This is a genomic window from Actinoplanes sp. NPDC049548, from assembly GCF_040676695.1.
Taxonomy (GTDB): domain Bacteria; phylum Actinomycetota; class Actinomycetes; order Mycobacteriales; family Micromonosporaceae; genus Actinoplanes.
Genome location: NZ_JBFAPM010000030.1, coordinates 1 through 19,610, shown reverse-complemented (window position 1 = coordinate 19,610; position 19,610 = coordinate 1). Strand labels below are relative to the sequence as shown.

The 19,610-nt window shown below is 70.8% G+C and carries 16 protein-coding genes and 2 tRNA genes; 12 read left to right on the top strand and 6 right to left on the bottom strand.

Annotated elements, in window-relative coordinates:
* The first annotated feature begins 22 nt into the window (after window positions 1–22).
* The 5 genes from AB0J80_RS35450 (at window position 23) to AB0J80_RS35430 (ending at window position 5,497) form a co-directional block, all read left to right on the top strand.
* Window positions 23–98 (top strand) — tRNA-Gly (locus AB0J80_RS35450).
* A gap of 69 nt (window positions 99–167) precedes the next feature.
* Window positions 168–518, top strand: a complete 351-nt coding sequence (locus tag AB0J80_RS35445; protein ID WP_364713836.1) for a hypothetical protein — start codon at window positions 168–170, stop codon at window positions 516–518.
* A gap of 59 nt (window positions 519–577) precedes the next feature.
* Window positions 578–2,008: a phthalyl amidase gene (locus AB0J80_RS35440; protein WP_364713834.1), complete on the top strand. Its 1,431-nt coding sequence runs from the start codon at window positions 578–580 to the stop codon at window positions 2,006–2,008.
* Between the two features lie 150 nt (window positions 2,009–2,158).
* Complete coding sequence (locus AB0J80_RS35435) at window positions 2,159–2,809, top strand: adenylate kinase (RefSeq protein WP_364713833.1); 651 nt, start codon at window positions 2,159–2,161, stop codon at window positions 2,807–2,809.
* A 63-nt stretch (window positions 2,810–2,872) separates the two neighbouring features.
* The gene (locus tag AB0J80_RS35430; protein WP_364713831.1) at window positions 2,873–5,497 is read left to right on the top strand and encodes a response regulator; all 2,625 of its coding nucleotides are present in this window, start codon (window positions 2,873–2,875) and stop codon (window positions 5,495–5,497) included.
* Window positions 5,498–5,503: 6 nt separating this feature from the next.
* On the opposite strand, the gene AB0J80_RS35425 is transcribed toward AB0J80_RS35430, so the two are convergent.
* A complete protein-coding gene (locus AB0J80_RS35425; protein ID WP_364713830.1) occupies window positions 5,504–6,595 on the bottom strand; it encodes a Xaa-Pro peptidase family protein in 1,092 nt (363 codons plus the stop codon).
* Window positions 6,596–6,667: 72 nt separating this feature from the next.
* Between AB0J80_RS35425 and AB0J80_RS35420 the strand changes: the two genes are divergently transcribed.
* Together AB0J80_RS35420 and AB0J80_RS35415 are read left to right on the top strand one after the other, a co-directional pair.
* Window positions 6,668–7,222, top strand: a complete 555-nt coding sequence (locus tag AB0J80_RS35420) for a hemerythrin domain-containing protein (protein WP_364713829.1) — start codon at window positions 6,668–6,670, stop codon at window positions 7,220–7,222.
* 66 nt (window positions 7,223–7,288) lie between these two features.
* Window positions 7,289–8,749 (top strand): GGDEF domain-containing protein, encoded by a 1,461-nt coding sequence (locus AB0J80_RS35415; protein ID WP_364713828.1) that lies wholly within the window; start codon window positions 7,289–7,291, stop codon window positions 8,747–8,749.
* 1 nt (window position 8,750) lies between these two features.
* On the opposite strand, the gene ctaD is transcribed toward AB0J80_RS35415, so the two are convergent.
* A complete protein-coding gene (gene ctaD, locus AB0J80_RS35410) occupies window positions 8,751–10,502 on the bottom strand; it encodes a cytochrome c oxidase subunit I (protein ID WP_364713827.1) in 1,752 nt (583 codons plus the stop codon).
* Between the two features lie 101 nt (window positions 10,503–10,603).
* Between ctaD and AB0J80_RS35405 the strand changes: the two genes are divergently transcribed.
* Entirely contained in the window at window positions 10,604–12,043 is a 1,440-nt protein-coding gene (locus AB0J80_RS35405; protein ID WP_364713826.1) for an alpha/beta fold hydrolase, read from the top strand.
* Window positions 12,044–12,183: 140 nt separating this feature from the next.
* Window positions 12,184–12,654, top strand: a complete 471-nt coding sequence (locus AB0J80_RS35400; RefSeq protein ID WP_364713825.1) for an Hsp20/alpha crystallin family protein — start codon at window positions 12,184–12,186, stop codon at window positions 12,652–12,654.
* Window positions 12,655–12,766: 112 nt separating this feature from the next.
* Here AB0J80_RS35400 and AB0J80_RS35395 read toward each other — a convergent pair whose 3' ends face one another.
* Window positions 12,767–13,171 carry a DUF6855 family protein gene (locus AB0J80_RS35395; protein ID WP_364713824.1) on the bottom strand — a complete coding sequence of 135 codons (405 nt, stop codon included), beginning with the start codon at window positions 13,169–13,171 and terminating at the stop codon, window positions 12,767–12,769.
* An 83-nt stretch (window positions 13,172–13,254) separates the two neighbouring features.
* On the opposite strand from AB0J80_RS35395, the gene AB0J80_RS35390 reads away from it, so the two are divergent.
* Window positions 13,255–13,704 carry an SRPBCC family protein gene (locus AB0J80_RS35390; RefSeq protein WP_364713823.1) on the top strand — a complete coding sequence of 150 codons (450 nt, stop codon included), beginning with the start codon at window positions 13,255–13,257 and terminating at the stop codon, window positions 13,702–13,704.
* On the opposite strand, the gene AB0J80_RS35385 is transcribed toward AB0J80_RS35390, so the two are convergent.
* The gene (locus AB0J80_RS35385; protein WP_364713822.1) at window positions 13,699–14,370 is read right to left on the bottom strand and encodes a hypothetical protein; all 672 of its coding nucleotides are present in this window, start codon (window positions 14,368–14,370) and stop codon (window positions 13,699–13,701) included. The genes AB0J80_RS35390 and AB0J80_RS35385 overlap by 6 nt on opposite strands.
* Window positions 14,371–14,572: 202 nt before the next feature.
* Here AB0J80_RS35385 and AB0J80_RS35380 point away from each other — a divergent pair.
* Window positions 14,573–14,657 (top strand) — tRNA-Leu (locus AB0J80_RS35380).
* A 752-nt stretch (window positions 14,658–15,409) separates the two neighbouring features.
* Here AB0J80_RS35380 and AB0J80_RS35375 read toward each other — a convergent pair.
* Both AB0J80_RS35375 and AB0J80_RS35370 read right to left on the bottom strand, forming a co-directional pair.
* Window positions 15,410–16,651, bottom strand: coding sequence for a hydrolase (locus tag AB0J80_RS35375; protein ID WP_364713821.1), 1,242 nt, complete (start codon window positions 16,649–16,651; stop codon window positions 15,410–15,412).
* A 176-nt stretch (window positions 16,652–16,827) separates the two neighbouring features.
* A complete protein-coding gene (locus AB0J80_RS35370; protein WP_364713819.1) occupies window positions 16,828–17,502 on the bottom strand; it encodes a TetR/AcrR family transcriptional regulator in 675 nt (224 codons plus the stop codon).
* Window positions 17,503–17,637: 135 nt separating this feature from the next.
* Between AB0J80_RS35370 and AB0J80_RS35365 the strand changes: the two genes are divergently transcribed.
* Window positions 17,638–18,603, top strand: coding sequence for an NAD(P)-dependent alcohol dehydrogenase (locus tag AB0J80_RS35365; protein WP_364713896.1), 966 nt, complete (start codon window positions 17,638–17,640; stop codon window positions 18,601–18,603).
* The last annotated feature ends 1,007 nt before the right edge of the window (window positions 18,604–19,610 follow it).

The window sequence follows — 19,610 nt, the reverse complement described above, 5'->3', positions numbered from 1 at the left end:
AAACTTCGGCAGCGGAACACTTGCGGACGTAGCGCAGCTGGTAGCGCATCACCTTGCCAAGGTGAGGGTCGCGGGTTCGAATCCCGTCGTCCGCTCCACTCCTGCCCGATCGGGCACATCTCCGGCGCCGGAGAACCGGTCGCCCCCTCCCTTCGTTCGTCCCGGGTATGAGCGACTCGCGCCTGCGCTCGCAGGCCGCCCGCCTGCGGGAGCCCGCACTGCCGCCGGCCTGGTTGCGGACCCGGGCAGTGCAGGCCGACCTGCTGGCGGCCAAGGAGACCCTCGACGTCCTGCACCCGGCCGTCGACGCCGGGAACCGGATGGGCCGGGAGTACGACGAGCGCAACTGGTCGCGGGCCGAACAGCGCCGGTACGCCGGCCTGCTCGCCGGCGAGGCGGCCGACCGCAACCGTGCGGCCGCCGCGGTGATCAGGCACGGGACGGCGAGGGGCCGGGCGCGGCACGTCGCCGGCACCGTCGTCGCGGCGCCGCAGCGGGCCAGAAGCCGGCGCCGCTGACATGCGACACCCTTGACACCCATCGAGATGGGCCATTGGATGTTACCGGGAGGTAGCTCATGGTGACGTTCCGGAGACCCCTTGTAGCGACCCTGGCCCTCGCCGTGACCTTGGCGGTCGCCGTCGCCCCGCCGGCCGCCGCGGCCCGGGCCGCCTGTGCGGCGCCCGTACCCAGCACCACCCAGCCCGGCTACCTCGTCGCCGACCCCGCGTGCGACCTCAGCGGCACCCCGTTCCGGCCGCTCACCGACGCCTCCGGAGCCCCCCTGTCCCGCGTGCTCACCGGCATCCGGGCGGGCGCGGCCTACCGCATCGAGGTCCCGCTGCGCTGGAACGGCGAGCTGGTCGTTTTCGCCCACGGCTACCGCGGCACGGGCACCACGGTCTACGTCGACAACCCCGGGCTGCGCGCCCACTACGTCGCCCGCGGCTTCGCCTGGGCGGCCTCCAGCTACAGCACCAACGGCTACGACGTGGGGCAGGGCGTGCGGGACTCGTACGCTCTCATCGACGTCTTCCGCCAGGTCACGGGTACGCGTGCCCGAGCCGTGTACATGAGTGGCGCCTCGATGGGCGGGCACATCACCGCCGTCGCCATCGAGGAACACCCCCGCGCATTCGTGGGCGCGATGCCGTACTGCGGGGTCCTCGGCGACACCGAGCTGTTCGACTACTTCCTCGACGCGAACGTGACCGCCGCGGCCCTGGCCGGCGTGGACATCGACTTCCCGCTGTCGCCGCCGGCCGACTACGAGCAGCAATGGCGTACGCAGGTGGCGGCGATGCTGCCCGCGCTGGGCGTCACCGTCGGCGCCTCACCGGACCTGACCTCGGCCGGACGGACCTGGTCGGACGTCGTCGAGCGGCGTAGCGGAGGGGAGCGGCCGGGCTTCGACAGCGCGTTCGCGTACTGGAACGCCGCCCGGTCCCTCGCGCCGCTGCAGGATCTGCCGTTCCTGTTCGGCGTCTACCCCGGCCTGTCCGGGGGCACCGCCGGCGGCATCGCGGACGGCAACGTCACCGGCAACCGGTTCACCCTCTACCGCAGCACGGACCGCCGGTGGCCCACCGCCGCGGAGTGGCGCCTCAACGCCGACGTGCTGCGGGTACGCCGTACCGCGACGGCCGATCCGGGCCTGAACGGCATCCCGCGCGTCGACGGCAGACCACCGGTGCCGGTGCTCTCGCTGCACGACATCGGTGACCTGTTCGTATCGTTCTCCATGGAGCAGGTGTACGCCCGCCGCGCCGCGGCACACGGCCGGTCCGGCCTGTTCGTCTCGCGGGCCATCCGCGGCGTCGGCCACTGCGACTTCACGCCGGCCGAGCTGCAGCAGGGCTTCGACGACCTGGTGGCCTGGGTCCGCGGCGGCATCCGCCCGGGCGGCGACGCGATCCTCGACCGCCGTACGGTCGCCGCACCGGCCTTCGGCTGCCGCTGGACAGCCGGCAACCACCCGTCCTTCAGCGCCGCACCGTGCCCTGGCTAAGTGCGGGGCTCGGTGTTGTCGTAGTTTGCACCGATCTGCCCCGAGTTCCGGTGCGAGGACTTTTCATGCCGGCCACGGTCGGCGGTGATGGACTCTTCCGGCGGCGGATGACACGCTGATCGCGATGACACGGTGGCGAAGGGCTGCGGCATGCGGGTGCTGATGGTTGCGCCGCCCGGGGCGGGCAAGGGAACCCAGGGCGCGGTGATCGCCGCGCACTTCGACATCCCGCACATCGCCACCGGCGACCTCCTCCGCGACCAGGTGGCGCGGCAGACCCCGCTCGGCCGGCGGGTCCGCGAGCACCTCGACCGCGGCGAGCTGGTGCCGGACGAGGTCGTCCTGGAGATGGTGCGCGAGGCCCTGGTGTCGGCCAAGGCGGCCGGCACCGGTTACGTGCTCGACGGCATGCCCCGCAACATGGCCCAGGCCCGGGCGCTCTACCAGATCGGCAAGTCGCTGGCGATGACGGCCGACGTGGCGCTGCATCTCAAGGCGGACGACGACGAGCTGATCCGCCGCCTCCTCGCCCGGGCGGCCCTGGAGCACCGCACCGACGACTCCGAGGAGGTGATCCGGCGCCGCCTCGCGCTCTACCACGAGGTGACCCACCCGATCGTCACCTGGTACGCCGAGCGCGGCATCCTGGTCTCGGTCGACGCCATGCGCCCGGTCGAACGGGTGGGACGCCAGATCCTCACCGCGCTCGAGGCGATGCGCCCGCTGCTGGACCACGTACCCGAACACGCCCGCCGGCCAATCGACCTGACCGGCCTCGGCGCCGCGTTCGGCGACCGCTGAGCCGGGCCCGCGACTTGTGGAGTTCGGCACACGTCCGCCACGCCGCAGTTGTACGTTCTGCCGGTGGAGGCTGAAGGCTCGGCCCTGTGGTTGACCCTGCTGGTGGAGGCGCTGTTCACCGCCGTCTTCGTCCGGGTCCTGGCAGGCTATCTCCGTCGTCGTGACGCCCTGCACCGCGCCGTGGTCCTGATGTTCTCCGCGCTGGCGGTGCTGTTCCTGCTGGCGGTGCTGCGCGTACTGGTCGGTGAGCCGCCGCGGGTCGTCTCCTTGGCCGCGTCGGTGCTGCTGCTGGGCCAACCGTTCCTCACGCTCCGGGTGGCGCGGCTCATCGGACCCATCCCCACCGGGGTGTACCGGGCGGCCGCGGCGGGCTGGGCGGTGAGCAGCGTGCTGCTGGTCGCCGGCGGGGACGTGCTGAGCCGGTTGTCGTCGCTGACCGTGGTGACCGTCTACGTGGCGACCGGGATCGCCGCTGCCTTCTACCTGGAAAGGCTCGCGTCGGCCCGAAGCGGGGCGCCGCGGACGCGGCTGCGCCTGGCCGCGGCGGCCACGGCGTCGTTCGCGGTGGCGATCATGGTGGCCGGACTCGCGGAAGGCGACGCCGGCTGGGCGGAGCAGGCCATGCAGGCGGCGCGCGTGATCGCGCTGCTGTCGGCGGTCGGCTTCCTCCTGGCGTTCACGCCGCCGGCGTGGGCGCGGCGGGAATGGTCGAATCGGGCCGCGTACGAGGTCGTCCGCCGGCTGTTGCAGGTGCCGCCGGACGCCACGGCGGCGCAGGTCTGGCACTCCTACGCCGAGGCGGTACGCACCGCCACCGCCTCCGGCGGAGTCGTGATCTTCACCGATGCCGAAGCGGCTCGCGTGGGCGTGCCGGCGCCCCAGCCCGCGTTGACCGGTGCCGACTGGGCCTCGTTCCACGGCACCTTCGACGTCGAGCGGCCCTCCGCCGCGGCCCCGCGCGCCGCCCTGGCCTATGCCCGCGCCGGCGGCTTCCGGTTCGTCATGGCGGCGCCCCTGCGGGTCCCGAGCGGTCCCGCGATGCTGCTGCTGCTGAGTGACTACCGCAGCCTGTTCACCGACGACGAGGTGCAGCTGCTCGGCGATCTCGCCGCCGCGGCCGCGGCGCTGGCTCAGCGCGCGGACCTGCTCAGCGACCGAGACCGGCTGACCGCGGAGCTGTCGGACTCGGTGGCGGCCCTGACGGTGGCGAGCCGGGCCAAGAGCGACTTCATGGCGAACATGAGTCACGAGCTGCGTACGCCGCTGAACGCGATCATCGGGTTCAGCGACCTCATGCGCGGGGAGCCCACCGCCGACGGTGGCACCACGGTGCCCACCGAGTGGATCACGCACGTGCATTCCAGCGGTCAGCACCTCCTGCGTCTGATCAACGAGGTGCTCGACCTCGCCAAGATCGAGTCAGGGAAGGTGGAACTGCGGTACGAGCCGGTCGATCTGCCGACCGCGGTGCAGGAGACGGTCGTCAGCCTGGCCGCGCTGTGGCAGGGCAAGAACCTCGACCTCACGGTCGCGGTGGCTCCGCTCAGACTGCCGGCGGACCCGCTGCGGCTCCGGCAGATCCTGACGAACCTGCTGTCCAACGCCATCAAGTTCACGCCGGAGGGCGGGAAGATCTTCGTGGTGGCCCGCCGGGTGGGTCACGACATCGCGTTGAGCGTGGCCGACACCGGGCCGGGGATCGACGCCGCGGACCACGACCGGGTGTTCCAGGAGTTCCAGCAGGCGGGCGACCAGAGCAGCCGCGCGGGCGGTACCGGACTCGGTCTCGCGCTGACCCACCGGCTGGTCGACGCCCACCACGGCCGCATCGAGCTGCAGTCGGAGCCCGGCCACGGCGCCAAGTTCACCGTCTACCTCCCGGCCGGTGTCAGCCCCGAGCCCACCTCCGGTGCCTGCGGGGGAGTGCTGATCATCGAGGACGACCACGCCGCGGCCGAGCTGCTCTCCGCGCAGCTGCGCAGCGCCGGCTACGAGGTTCACGTCGCGGCGACCGGCGAGCAGGGGCTGAGCGCCGCGCGGGACTGCGAGCCCGAGGCGATCCTGCTCGACATCCAGCTGCCCGGTATCGATGGCTGGCAGGTGCTGACGCAGCTCAAAGGCGACGACCGGCTCCGGCAGATCCCGGTGGTCATCATCAGCGCGCTGGACCGGGCCGACGTCGCGCTGGCCCTCGGCGCCGTCGACTACTTCGTCAAGCCCGTCGAGCGTGACGCCCTGCTCTGCTGGCTAGCCCGGCACGGGCTCATCCCGCCGGGCGCCGGCCGGGACCTTACCGTGCTGGCCATCGACGACGACCCGCACAGCCTGCACCTCATCGAGGCGACGCTCGACGGCGAAGGCATCGAGGTCGTCACCGCGGGCGGCGGCGTGGAGGGGCTGAGGGCGGCGCGCAGCCGGCACATCGATCTGATCATCTGCGACCTGCTCATGCCCGGCCTCGACGGCTTCGACGTCATCGCCGCCCTGCACGCCGATCCGGCGACCCGCGGCATCCCGGTCGTGGTGCTCACCGCGCTCGACCTCACCGAGGCCGACAAGGACAGGTTGAGCGGCAAGGTCATCGCGATCACCGGCAAGACCCCCACGGCGCAGGGCCTGGCCGAGCTGGTCGACACCATCGGCGAGCTCACCGGACTCACCGCCGACTCCGACGTCGCCGTGCCGTGAGCGACCTCAGAGGTGGACCAGGCCGGTGTCCGTGGTGTTGAGCCGCCGCACGCCGTCCCCGGTGCAGACGACGATGTCCTCGATGCGGGCGCCGTGCCGGCCCGCCAGGTAGATCCCCGGCTCCACGGAGAAGGCCATCCCCTCGCGGAGGATTTCCGCGTTACCCGCGACGATGTACGGCTCCTCGTGGGTGTCCAGCCCGATCCCGTGCCCGGTGCGGTGCAGGAACGCCTCGCCGTACCCGGCCGCGGTGATCGGCTCCCGGGCCGCAGCGTCCACCGCCTCCGCGGGTACGCCCGGTGCCACGGCCGCCACCGATGCCCGCTGGGCGGCCTGCAGCACGGCGTAGTAGTCGGCGAAGTCAGGGGGAGCGGCCGGCCCGAGCACGTACGTCCGTGTGCAGTCGGAGCAGTAGCCGCTCGGCATCGTGCCGCCGATGTCCACGACCACCGGGTCGCCCACCTGCAGCTCCCGCGGGCCGCTGCTGTGGTGGGGGCTGGCCGCGTTCGGCCCGCCCGCGACGATGACGAAGTCCGCGCGGGCGTGCCCGGCGTCGCGGATGGCCGTGGCGATGTCGGCGGCCACCTCCGCCTCGGTGCGGCCCGGCCGCAGCCAGCGGTGCATCTGCCGGTGCACCTCGTCGATCGCGGCGCCGGCCTCCGCCAGGGCGTCGACCTCGGCCGGTGACTTGACCGCGCGCAACCGCCCCAGCACCGGGGCGGCGCGCTCCCAGCGCACGCCCGGCAGCCGGTCCTGCAGCGGCAGCAGGTGGGCGGCCGGCATCGCGTCGACCACGCCGATGCGTCCGGCCGCCGGCACGAGCCCGGCGAGCAGACGGTACGGGTCGGCGCCGTCCGGATGGTCCACGAGCGCGACCCCGGGGGCGCACGCCTCGGCCGCCGGGCGTTCCAGCCGGGGCACGACGAGCGTGGGCGTACCGTCGGCCGGCAGGACCAGGCAGGTCAGCCGTTCCAGGGGCATCGCGTCGTAGCCGGTGAGGTGGCGCAGATCCGGGCCGGGCGTGACGAGCAGCGCCGCCCAGCCCTGTTCGTCGGCCGCTCGGCGCGCCTGTTCCCGACGGCGCTGCAGTTCCTGCATGAGCCCACGCTATCCGGGGTAGTCGGCTGCTGTTCGCACCGTGCCCCGTTCGTACCGCGCACTGGAGGATTCATGCCCAGCAAAGACGTGATCGACGTCCTGACCAGCGACCACCGTGACGTCACCGCCCTGATCAGCGAGATCTGGACGGTCAAGGACCCGATGATCCGGCGCGACCTCACCGACACGGCCATCAGCGAGCTGGTGCGGCACGCGGTCGCGGAGGAGATGTACGTCTATCCGGCGATGAAGAAGCACCTGCCCGACGGCGAGAAGGCGGTCGAGCACGACATCGAGGAGCACAAGGAGCTCGAGCAGGCGATGAAGAAGCTCGAGGCGCTCGACGTCGAGAGCACCGAGTTCGACGAGGCGCTGCGCTCGCTCGAGACGATCCTGGCGGACCACGTGCAGGACGAGGAGTCCGAGCAGTTTCCCGAGCTGCGCCGGCGCATCCCCGAGGACGAGCTGGTCGAGCTCGCCGGCAAGGTCGAGACGGCGAAGAAGCTCGCACCCACCCGTCCGCACCCCGGCGCCCCCAACAACGAGCTGTTCCACAAGCTCGTGGGACCCGGAGTCGGGCTGGTCGACCGCCTGAGGGACAAGCTCACCGGTCGCGCCACGCGCTGACCCACGGCACCCGGCGGCTCCCGGCGCGGCTACGCGACTGCAACCGCGCCGGGGTCCACTGGACCCATGACGATCGTCCCGCGCAGGCTGCCCGCCCACCTCTGGTGGCTGCTGGGCGGCGCCCTCGCCGTCGCGGTGTACTTCCTGCTGCCGCTCGCCGGGGTCGGCCCGAACGGTCAGGGCGGGTGGTACTGCGTCATCAGCTTCGGCACGGCTGTCGCCATCGTCATCGGGCAGCGGCGGCACCGCCCGCAGGCCCGGGCCGCCTGGTGGCTGCTCGGCGCCGGCCAGATCATGTTCACGACCGGCGACATCCTGTACGCCGTGGCCGTCGCCGACGATCCCAGCGCCAGCTACCCCGTGGTGGCGAACATCTTCTACCTCGCGCAGTACCCGCTCGTCGCCGCGGCGCTGTCGGTGCTGATCCGGCGCCGGAGCGAGGCCCGCAACGCGACCGCCTTCATCGACGCGGGGACCGTGGCCACCGGCGCGACCCTGCTGTGGTGGACGTACCTGATCCAGCCGATCGTCACCGCGCCCGGCGTGTCGGCCACCGACCGGTTCGCCGCGACCGCGTACCCGGTGATGGACCTGGCGGTGCTCGCCGTCCTGCTGCGCCTCGTGCTCGCCGGCGGTAAGCGCACCACGTCGTTCCACCTGCTGGTCGGCTTCCTCGTGCTCACCCTGCTGGCCGACACCTCGTACGGGTTGCAGACGCTGCTCGGCGAGTTCGTCAACGGCACCTGGCTGGACGCGGTGTGGCTGGTGTCGTACCTGCTCCTGGGCGCGGCGGCGCTGCACCCGTCGATGCGCCGGCTCGACGAGGCGGCGCCGGCCAACTCCGCGTCGATCTCCCGGTGGCGCCTGGGACTGCTCACCGCGGCGGTCATGGTGGTCCCGGTCGTCCTGGTCGTGGAGCACCTGCGCGGGACCCGTCCCAACCTGCTGATCATCGCGGCGGCCTGCTCGGTGCTGTTCCTGCTGGTCCTGACCCGGATGGCGGGCCTGCTCTCGGTACAGCGCCGGCTCGCCATCACCGACGAGCTGACAGGCCTGCACACCCGGCGCTACCTGCAGGAGCGGCTGACGGCCCAGGCCGTGCGGCCCCGCCGGCCCGACGGCGAGGTGGGCCTGCTGATCGTCGACGTGGACCATTTCAAGCAGGTCAACGACACGTACGGTCACCCGGCCGGCGACCAGGTGCTGGTCGAGGTGGCCCGCCGGCTCGAGCAGGCGTGCCGCCGCGACGACGTCCTCGCCCGGTTCGGCGGCGAGGAGTTCGCGATCCTGGCCGCCGACGTCACGTTCGCCGAGCTGCAGGAGGTCGCCGAACGGATACGCCGGAGCATCGTCGCTGAGCCCGTACAGGTGGCTCCCGGGGTGGATCTGACCGTGACCGTGTCCCTGGGCGGCGCCACCCTGCCGCGTGCGGACTCGGACTCCGGCGAGCTGGTCCGTGACGCGGACGCCGCCCTCTACGCCGCCAAGAACGCCGGCCGCGACCGCGTGGTCCTCGGCCGGCCTTGATTCAGCGACTGTCGGAGCGGTCCTCCTGGTAGCTGGCTCCGGTGTCCGACTCGCTGGTCAGCGGGCGGGCGCCACCCTCCGGCGGCCCGGCCTCGGACTGTTCGCCGGCCGCCAGCTCGGGGAACTTGGCGTCGAAGGCGGGGCGCTCGGAGCGGATGCGCGGCATGTGGTCGAAGTTGCGCAGCGGCGGCGGGCAGGAGGTCGCCCACTCCAGGGAGTTGCCGTGTCCCCACGGGTCGTCCACCGTGACCAGCGTCCCGGCCCGGTACGCCTTCCACACGTTGTAGAGGAACGGCAGGGTGGAGGCGCCCAGGATGAACGAGCCGATGGTCGACACCGTGTTGAGGGCCGTGAAGCCGTCGCTGTCCAGGTAGTCGGCGTAGCGGCGGGGCATGCCCTCGGCGCCGAGCCAGTGCTGGACCAGGAACGTGGTGTGGAAGCCGATGAAGGTCAGCCAGAAGTGGACCTTGCCGAGGCGGTCGTCGAGCATCCGGCCGGTCATCTTCGGGAACCAGAAGTAGATGCCGGAGAAGACGGCGAACACGATCGTGCCGAACAGCACGTAGTGGAAGTGCGCGACGACGAAGTACGAGTCCGAGACCTGGAAGTCGATCGGCGGGCTGGCCAGCAGGACGCCCGAGAGGCCGCCGAACAGGAACGTGACCAGGAACCCGATCGCGAACAGCATGGGTGACTCGAAGCTGACCTGCCCGCGCCACATCGTGCCGATCCAGACGAAGAACTTCATGCCGGTCGGCACGGCGATGAGGAAGCTCAGGAAGCTGAAGAACGGCAGCAGGACCTGCCCGGTCACGAACATGTGGTGCGCCCACACGCTCATCGACAGGCCGGAGATCAGCAGGGTGGCGCCGACCAGGCCCTTGTAGCCGAACAGCGGCTTGCGGCTGAAGACCGGGATGACCTCGGTGATGATGCCGAAGAACGGCAGCGCCACCACGTACACCTCGGGATGGCCGAAGAACCAGAAGAGGTGCTGGAAGATCGTCGGGCCGGCGTGGTCGACGTCGAAGACGTGGGCGCCGAGGATGCGGTCGGCGGCGAGCGCGAACAGCGTGGCGGCCAGGAACGGGAAGACCAGCACCACCAGCAGGCTGGTCAGCAGGATGTTCCAGGTGAAGATCGGCATCCGGAACATGGTCATGCCCGGGGCCCGCAGCACCAGGATCGTGGTGATCATGTTGACGCCACCGAGGATGGTGCCCAGCCCCGAGACGGCCAGCCCGACCACCCACATGTTCCCGCCGACGCCCGGCGAGTGCTCGGCCGTGCTCAGCGGCGTGTACGCGGTCCAGCCGAAGTCGGCGGCCCCGGTCGGGGTCAGGAAGCCCCCCAGCGCGATGGCGCTGCCGAACGCGTACAGCCAGTACGCGAACGAGTTGAGCCGCGGGAACGCCACGTCCGGGGCACCGATCTGCAGCGGCACGATGTAGTTGGCGAAAGCGAACACGATCGGCGTCGCGAAGAACAGCAGCATGATCGTGCCGTGCATGGTGAACAGCTGGTTGTACTGCTCCGGCGACAGGTACTGCATGCCGGGGCGGGCCAGCTCACCGCGCATCAGCAGGGCCAGGAAGCCACCGATCATGAACCACGCGAACGCGGTGACCATGTACATGATCCCGATCTGCTTCGCGTCCGTCGTACGGATCAGCCGGGCCAGCGCGTTACCGCGGACCTGGCGGCGCACCGGCCAGGGCCGGGAGACGACCGGCTTCGGTACGACCGTGGTCATGGCGCCCTCCGCTGTGGAGACAACGATCGATCGACACCCCGACGCTACGCCCCGACGCCGATGATCGGCACCCGTGGCGACCGGCCGATACGGTGCTGCGCATGGCGATCGGCTCCCGCTCCGCGCTGCGGTGCACGGCCCTGGTGGCAGGCCTGGTCCTGCTCGCGGCGGGCGGCCTCCTCGCCGCGTACGCCGGACACGGCCTGCGCTCGTCGTCCGAGAGCGTCGACGGCGTACCGGTGGAGCTCGTGCGCCCGCCCGGCGCTGCATCCGGGCGGCCGGCCGTCGTGGTCGCGCACGGCTTCGCCGGCTCCGGACGGCTGATGCGCCCGTTCGCCGACACCCTCGCCCGGCGCGGCTACGTGGTCGCCCTGCCGGACCTGACCGGCCACGGTGCGAACACCCGCCCGCTCACCGGGCAGGACGACGTCGACCACGACCTCGCCGCGGTGATCCGGTACGTGCGCGCCCGGCCCGACGTCGACCCGGACCGGGTGACGCTGGTCGGCCACTCGATGGGCGCGGCCGCCGTGGTCCGCGCCGGCTCCCGGGACCCGCGCATCGCCGCCACCGTCGCGATCTCGCTGGGCGACAGCACCGCCGCCACGCCACCGGGCCCGCGCCGCCTGCTGCTGGTGGTCGGCGCACTCGAGCCGGCGGGCATCCGGTCCGCCACGGAAGCGGCCGCCACCACGGGGAGCAGGCTCGTCCGGGTGCCGCTCGCCGAGCACGTGGGGGTGCTGTACGCCGACCGTACCCATCACGAAACGGCCCGGTGGCTCGACGAAGCCGTGGGCGAACGTCCGGAGCGCACGGTGATCGCTGCCAAGCAGCGGGTCTCGGCAGGCGCGCTGGTGCTGGCCGGCGCGCTGCTCCTCATGACGTCGGGCCTCAGGCGTCGGACGGCCCGCCCGGTGCTGCCCCCGCGCGAGACGATGGGGTGGATCGCGGGAGCGACGGTGCTCGCGCCCCTCGCCGGTACCGCCGGTGGCCTCCTGGTGTCGGCCGGCCCGCAGCCATCGGTGTGCGGCTACCTCATCGGCTACCTCGGCTTCGCCGGCCTCACCCTCGCGGCCGCGGCGGTGGTGCTGCACCGGCCACTGCGGCCCCGTCCGCCGTCGTGGCGCTCGGTGGCCGGTGCGACCGGTCTGGCCGTGGCCGGCGTCGCGACCGTGCTGTTGCCCATCCAGCTCGGTGTCACCTCGGCCGTGCCGTACGGGCCGCACGGGTGGCTGGTGCTGTTTCTCGCGCTCGCCACCGCGCTCCTGCTGGCCTCGGCGCACGCGCTGGCCGGGCCGCCGTGGAGCATCCTCGTGCTGGCGCTGGTCTGCCTGCCGCTCCCGGCCGCGGCCGCCGTGGGCCTCGCACCCGGCTTCCTCGCCCTCGTGGCACCGCTGATCGCGGGCCTGTTCGCGGTGCACCTCCTGATGGCCGCTCCCGCCTGGCTGTCCGGTACGCCGTGGTGGCGTACGGTCCCAGCCGGTGCCGTCATGATCGCCTGGCCCGTCGCGACCGCCCTGCCGCTGGCACTTTCTTGGTGAAACCGCTTGGCACTCGCCGCGGGTGAGTGCTAAATAATGACTTGTCGCTGCTGTTCAGCAGCACACTCGGCAGAATTGATCTTTAGCCGAGCGCCACGCGTCCGCCGGACGGGCCGGCGGACAGTCTCGAGGAGGTGTCCGTGGTGCTGACTTTCGATCCTTTCCGCGAACTGGACCGCCTGGCCGGTCAGATGTTCGGCACCGCTTCCGCCGTCGGCGGCGCCGCCACCCTGGCGATGCCGATGGACCTGTACCGATCCGGTGACCACTTCGTCCTCCACTGCGACCTGGCCGGCATCGACCCCGGCTCCGTCCAGGTCGACGTCGACGGCCGAGTGCTGACCATCCGAGCAGAACGCTCAGCGCGCACCGACGACGACGTCCAGTGGCTCCGCCGCGAACGCGTCACCGGCACCTTCGAACGCCGGCTGACCCTGGGCGACGGCCTCGACCTCGACAAGATCGCGGCCACCTGGCAGGACGGCGTCCTCACCCTCACCATCCCGGTCGCCGAGGCCGCGAAGCCCCGCCGCATCGACATCACCACAGGCACCGACCGGCCGGTGATCGAGGCGACGGCCGAGCAGCCCGCCGCGGTCACGCAATCCTGACCCCTCGCACCGCGAGGCCGGGCGGGAACCGAACCCGCCCGGCCTCCCAGCGCGTGTCGCCCGGCCTCCCAGCGCGACCCGTCCGGCGCCTCGGGGCGCCTCGCCCGGCCTCTTAGCGGGCCCGCATGCGGTTGTTGCGGGCGTCGTGAGTGACCTCGGCCAGGCCGAGCTCTTCCAGCAGCGGCGGCAGGTAGTGGCCGAACCGGCCGCGATAGCCCTTACGCAGGCCGTACCAGCCGCCCACAGGATTGTCCGCGGACCGCGCCCAAGCCTCGACCGTGCCGTCAGCGGCCGGCTTCTGCTCGTCCGTCCCGCCCAGCGGCATCCAGTCGCCGTGAGCGGCCAGCATCGCGTGCAGATCCTCGACCGACCGAAGGTGGTACCGCAGCTGGGTGCTGCCGACCTGACAGACCAGCGCCGGCGGATCCGCCGACTCGTCGCGCCATATCGAATATGAACCCTTACCCGGCGGGGTGGTCAGCTGCCAAGGATCCTCCGGCGTACCCGAACCTGCCATCGCCTGCCCCTCTCATCCCGCCCATTCTGCAGGCGAGACCGCTTCCGGCGCGGCACTAAGGCGACCCCTGACAGAATCGGCGAATGGCCGTCGACGTCGTGTCGGAGATCATCATCAATGCCCCGCCCGAACGAGTCGCCGCGTACGCCGGCGACCCGTCGAACGCCCCCGAGTGGTACATCAACATCGAGTCGGTCGAGTGGCAGACCGACCCACCGGTGGCCGTCGGCTCCCGAATGAACTTCGTCGCCCACTTCCTCGGCCGCCGCCTGGCGTACACCTACGAGGTGCTCGAGCTGGTCCCCGGCCGAAGCCTCGTGATGCGCACGACGCAAGGACCGTTCCCCATGGAAACGACGTACACCTGGCAGCCGCACGACGCCGCCGCCACCCGGATGACACTGCGCAACCGCGGCGAGCCCACCGGTTTCACGAGGATCGCCACCCCGGTGCTGGCCGCGGCAATGCGCCGCGCCAACGCCAAGGACCTGGCCGCCCTCCGCCGCCACCTGGAGACCGGTGAACCGTCATGACGGCTCGGCCGGTCGCCACGTGCTCAGCCGGGCACAAGCCAACACCGTCTGAGCCGCGCCGCCGAGCAACGCCACCACGGCCGCAGTGCCCTCGCGGTTCCACCCAACCGGATCCCCGTACGCCACGAGAGCCCCAGACACCACGGCGCGGGAAGACTGATAATTGACCTCGTCGTCGGGCCACAGCGACTGAACGGGCACCACGAAGCTCTGCCACGCCGAGTCGGCCACCATGACCACCACAACGAGCAGCAAGAGAAACCCAACGACGGCCGGCATCACAGCGGCATGGCGCCGCATATCGCTCCTCCACACCCGGCGAAGCGCCTCACCGAAACACACGCAAGCCACAACCATGGCGAGCGCCGTACACAGCTCGTACCCGAAAAGCCGCCAATCCTCGGCACGCTCGACGAGCACGCCCAGGGCATCCGCCGCCGGGCGTTCCCACGGACGCTCATCCACCGCGAGCGCCAAGACCACGAAGACGAGCCCACCGCGCAGCAGCACCCGCGTAAGCCAAGGCACGGCATGATCGGTGATAACCGGATGCAGACCCACCGCGGCGCAGGCGACGGCACCAGCGACCACGACGACCCACCCGTACCCGAAAGCCGCCCCACCGGCCGCAACAACGGCCGCCACCAGCAGCGCCGCGTTCCACATGCCCCGAATCTAGGACGCTGGTAGGCACGGCACCTCGGAATCCGCGCCACCGGCCTTCCGCAGCCTGCTCGCCGCGACGCGCGGGGTGGGGCCGGTGCAAGGCCCCGGACGGGCCGTGTAAAGTTCTCTCCTGTGCGGCCCGCCGGGGCACACCGCACGCGGATGCCAACCGCGTGGCGGCCCGGTTAGGCTGGACGAGCAGGTCCGGGTGGCGGAATGGCAGACGCGCTAGCTTGAGGTGCTAGTGCCCTTTATCGGGCGTGGGGGTTCAAGTCCCCCCTCGGACACAATCGATCAAGGCGTGAGCTGCGGTCTCGCCGTGGGTGCTTAGTGCAGGCGGCTAGGTTTCTCGAGGTCAGCGCCGTGGAGGTGCAAGTCGGCCTCCGACACAGCGGCTCCTCACACCAGTTCAAGGGCCCTGCCGCCTGCCTGCGCCGATGCGGTGTTGGGCGCCGCGGCGCTACGGCAATCCGACCACTCGCATTGAGGTACTCAAGTACTGAAGCAAGAGCGACAGCACCGCATGGCAGGCAACCGCCATCGCAACGTTCGATGCCTTCGGCCGACTACCTGGTGCGTGGCAGCAGCACCACCTCGGTGTACAACCCGGCCACCGTGCTGGTCACCATGCACATCGACACCATGAAGCGCGTCGACCCCGCCCACTCGAGCTGGGTCACGACCACCGCGCTCCACCCGACTTCCGATCGCCGGAGCTGCACTTCCTCACCCGTTGGAGTCGCTCCATGTATGGCGCTGCTGCGAGCAGCCGAGGGATGGCCGAGGAAGCCGCCAGCGCGGTAGGCGCGCGGTCGCGGTGGCGCTTGTGTTCCCCGCCCGAACCGTCCCCGCGACGCCGGCAGGGCCCCATCCTCGTATATCTCGCACAGGACAAGATGCGGCCAGTAAAGCTCCGGACGCCCTTTTCCGCGAGGGACAAGCCAACTGTGAAAGTCCTTGAGAATGTGATGGCCTGAGCCCTGCTCGTATCCCGTTAGAAATGCGCAAGTCCCAACTCACCCTGACGTTTAAGATCAAGCTAGGGCAGGAACTGCATTTCGGGGAAGCGGGGGGAGGGGTGGTCGAGCAGGTGGCGGTCCTGGTGGCGTAGGTGCAGGTCGAAGAAGGCGGTGACGTACGCGCGCTGGTTGATGATCGACCTTTGCGGGTCGATGGTGCCGATCAGCTGTTGCACGACGTCGGGAGGAAAGTTCAACACGCCGGCGATCTGCGGCAGCAGGACTTGGATGTCGGTGAACGAGTTGTGGGCGGAGTTCACCAGCCGCAGGTTCAGCCGCCAGCCGCGCAGGTTGGCCCAGAACTGGGCCCAGGTGGGGTCGGTGCCGCGGTCATGCTGCTGGGCGCCGACCAGCATGAACGGCCGGTCGAGACCGGCGGCGACCACCGGACCGAAAAGGGTGCCGTCGAGGTTGACGCCGGCCTTGATCCGCCGATCCTCGAACATCGCCTCGGCCGCGGTTGCGCCGCCCAGGGAGTGGCCGAACATGCCCACCTTGGAAAGGTCCAGGGCGCCGCGAAGCCGGTTGGGAAGCGGCCGGTGCTCGGCATCGGGGTTACTGCCGGCGTTGAGGGCGCTCAGCGTGTCGAGGACGAAGCGGGTGTCGGCGACGCGGACGGCGACGGCCTGCGCGGCGACGTCGGGGGTCAGCGCCCCTACCTCCACGCGCCCGTCGGGAAACTCGACCGGGCTGGAGTCGTGCGTATGGTCGATGGTGGCCACCACGTATCCGCGGCTGACCAGTTCCTCGACCAGGACGGTGTTGCTGTCGCGGGTGCCACCCAGCCCCGGCGAGTAGAGCACTACCGGTCGTCCGCCGCGTAGCCGGTCGACCGGTGCGTTGGTGCGACCATGGGTCAGGGGCACGGCGAGCACACCCGGCGGAACCCCGTTGTCCTGTTCGAATCGGGCCCAGGCACCTGGTGGCAGCCAGGGGGCGAGCGGGCGGGCGTGACCGCGCTGCGCCGGGTACCACAGGCTCACCATCAGCTCGCGGACGGGATGCGAGGGCACCCAGGGATCCGTTCGGCTGCGGTCCACCAGGTGCAGCGGTACCACCCCGATGCGGTGCTCGCCGTTCGGCGGCGGCAGTGTGGGCCGCAGTGCCTGCGCGGCGCCGGTGGCCGTCGGTGCCAGGTCGGCGTACGCCGGCGCGACACCTGTCAGCCCCACCGTGGTGCACAGCATCACGCCGACCAGCAGCACGAGTCGTCTGAACGAACGGATGGACGAGCCCTTCGGGATCCGCGGTGTCATGGTCATCCCATCTGCGCGTATCGATATGTACCGTCACGCGACCCGGCTTCCGTCAGTGCGGGCGTGGCGCGACGCTCGTCGCGAAGACAAACACCGACGGACAACGCGGCGCAAGGCTCCTTTCGGTCAACAGAAGGGGCACGGCGACCATGGGCCTCCGCCGATCATCGCGCCAGCGGAATTCAGCCTTGGGTCAGTGATGCCTCGAGTCCATCGAGGATGAGGTCGAGCCCGAACGTGAACTCGTCGGCGAAGTCGTAGCCGGGCTGCAGGTAGTACGAGGTCGTCATCTCGACGAGGTGGGGGTAGTCGCCGGCGGCCATCAGTTCCATGATGGGTTCCGCGATGTTGCCCACGGATTCCGGGCCTTCGAAGGGCAGGGAGGCCTCCTGCAGGGCGAAGCCGTAGACGTAGCTGTCGATGAGCGCGTAGGCGTGTGCGGTCATCGCGGGGGAGAATCCGGCTGCCCGCAGGGTGGCGATGACGGTGTCGTGGTGGCGCAGGTTGGCGGGCCCCGGCCGGCTGCGCGACTCGAGCAGGCCGATGGCCCAGCGATGCCGGGCCAGGACCCTGCGCGCCGAGTGCGCCCGTTTGCCGAGCTCTTTGCGCCAGTCGCGGCCGGGCACGGGGAGCTCGATCTCGGCGAAGACCATGTCCACCAGCGCGTCGAGGATCTCGTCCTTGCTAGCGACCTGGTAGTACACCGTCATCGGCTTGACCCCGAGCTGCTGCGCGAGGGACCGGATCGTGAGCGCGGCCAACCCGTGGGCGTCCGCTAGCGACAACGCGCCTTGCAGCACCCGCTCCCGGGTCAGCCGAGGCCGCCGGCCGCTTCCGTCATTGCCTGGTTGAGTCATCCGCGGTCCTCGTCCGTTCGGCCCATACACGCTTTCGTACAACGTACGATACAGTCTTCGTACTAAGTACGAAGGCTAGCCGACGCCCGGAGGGACACCATGGCCGACTCCACCATCGCTACGCCGACGACCACCATGCGAGCGGTCGTCCAGGACCGGTACGGCAGCGCCGAGGTGCTGCGAGTCGCCCATGTCGCCCGTCCGGTCATCGCGGACCACGAGGTGCTGGTGCGGGTGCACGCCGCCGGTCTCGACCGCGGCACGGAGCACCTGATGACCGGCAAGCCGTACGCGGTCCGACTCGCTCTCGGCCTGCGCAGACCGAGGAACCCGATCTCCGGCCGTGATCTGGCCGGCACGGTGGCCCAGGTCGGCTCTGCGGTGACCCGCTTCGCAGTCGGTGACGAGGTCTACGGGGTCGCTTCCGGGTCGTTCGCCGAGTACGCCGTCGCGCGGCGGGACAAGCTCGCCCGCAAGCCGCTGAACCTGTCCTTCGCCCAGGCCGCGGTCGTTCCCGTGTCGGCGGGCACGGCGCTGCGGGCGCTGGTCGACGTCGGACGGGTGCAGGCGGGTCAATCCGTGCTCGTCCTCGGCGCCTCCGGCGGCGTCGGCAGCTACGCGGTGCAGCTGGCGAAGGCGTTCGAGGCGCACGTCACCGGGGTGTGCAGTACCGCGAAGCTCGACCTCGTGACCGCCCTCGGCGCCGACCGCGTGATCGACTACACCGTCAAAGACTTCGCCGACGACACCAACCGTTACGACCTGATCCTCGACATCGGCGGGACTCCCTCGCTGACGCGGCTACGTCGAGCGCTTCGACCCCACGGGACGGCCGTCTTCGTCGGCGGCGAGAACGCCGGCAAACTGACCGGCATGGGCCGGCAACTGCGCGGCGCCTTAATCTCACCCTTCCTGCGGCAGCGCCTCGCCCTGCTCGTTGCCAAGGAGCGCGCCAGCGACATCGAGCGGCTCACCGAGCTCATCGAGGCCGGCAAGGTCACCCCTAGCCTCGACCGCAGCTACCCGCTCGACGAGGTCCCCCGCGCCATGCGGCTCCTCGAGACCGGCCAGGTCCGCGGCAAGGTCGCCATCACCATCTGACTCCGACGACCGTGACGGCATGCGTTCGAGTGGCTAGATGCTCAGCCCGGTCCAATCCAGCGGCAAAGCCGACGACCCGCAGTGTGACACTGCGCTACCGCGCACGGCATGCGCCGCGCATGCGGCGGTGGGCCGGTAGGAGGGTTGTCAACGCTATGAGGGTATACGCGGTGGTGGCTCGAGACTGCGACTATGTGTTGAGCTGTAGGCGTGCGGCGATGTCACTGTCGTTGGCGAGGTGGTTGCCGTCCGTCCTGCGTAGTACGGGCGATGGTGATGGCTTCGAGTGCTCGGCCTTTGCGAAGGTGCGTGGTGCCTGAAAACGAAGCTGGCCCACACGCCCATGATCATCGGTGTTCCCGCGGGGAACACCACATGCGCGGTAGCGCTGCAAGCAGCTACGTACAGCCACAAGATTGACGGTCCCACACCCGGACAGATAGCGTTCTTCCAGGTCAGCGGCACTATGAACCGCCCGTACGACGTTTGATGCCGTCGGCCGTCGGCCGCCGGCTACCTGGTGCGTGGCCGCACCACTTCGGTGTGCAGCCCGGCCACCATGCTGGTCACCATCCGCACCGACACTATGAAGCGCGCCGACGCCGCCCAGTCGAGATGGGTCACGACCACCGCGCTCCACCCGGCCTGGGTTCGCCCACCGAGGTGCCAGACCCCAACGGGCGCCTCGACGAAACCACCTCCGACGCGCTCGGCCGTACATCCCAGGTATCGGACCAAGGCGGACGTGCGCCGAACACAACACCCAGCCATCGATCGGCTACACCGACGGTTTCGCTCGGGAACGCAAGAACTATCCATACGTGAAACTCAGACCCTCAGGCCTTGCCCCTGAGCCCGCGTCCCGGGGCCGGCCCCGTGGACTCTGTGGGACCTGGGCGGGGTCGCCGAGTCCTGCCGCCCTCCTCCGTTCCGCTCGAGCGGCACCTGACCGGCGTTCGCCGAGACGGTTAGCGAGGTTGCGGGCGGGGGATGGTCGGTTCATGACG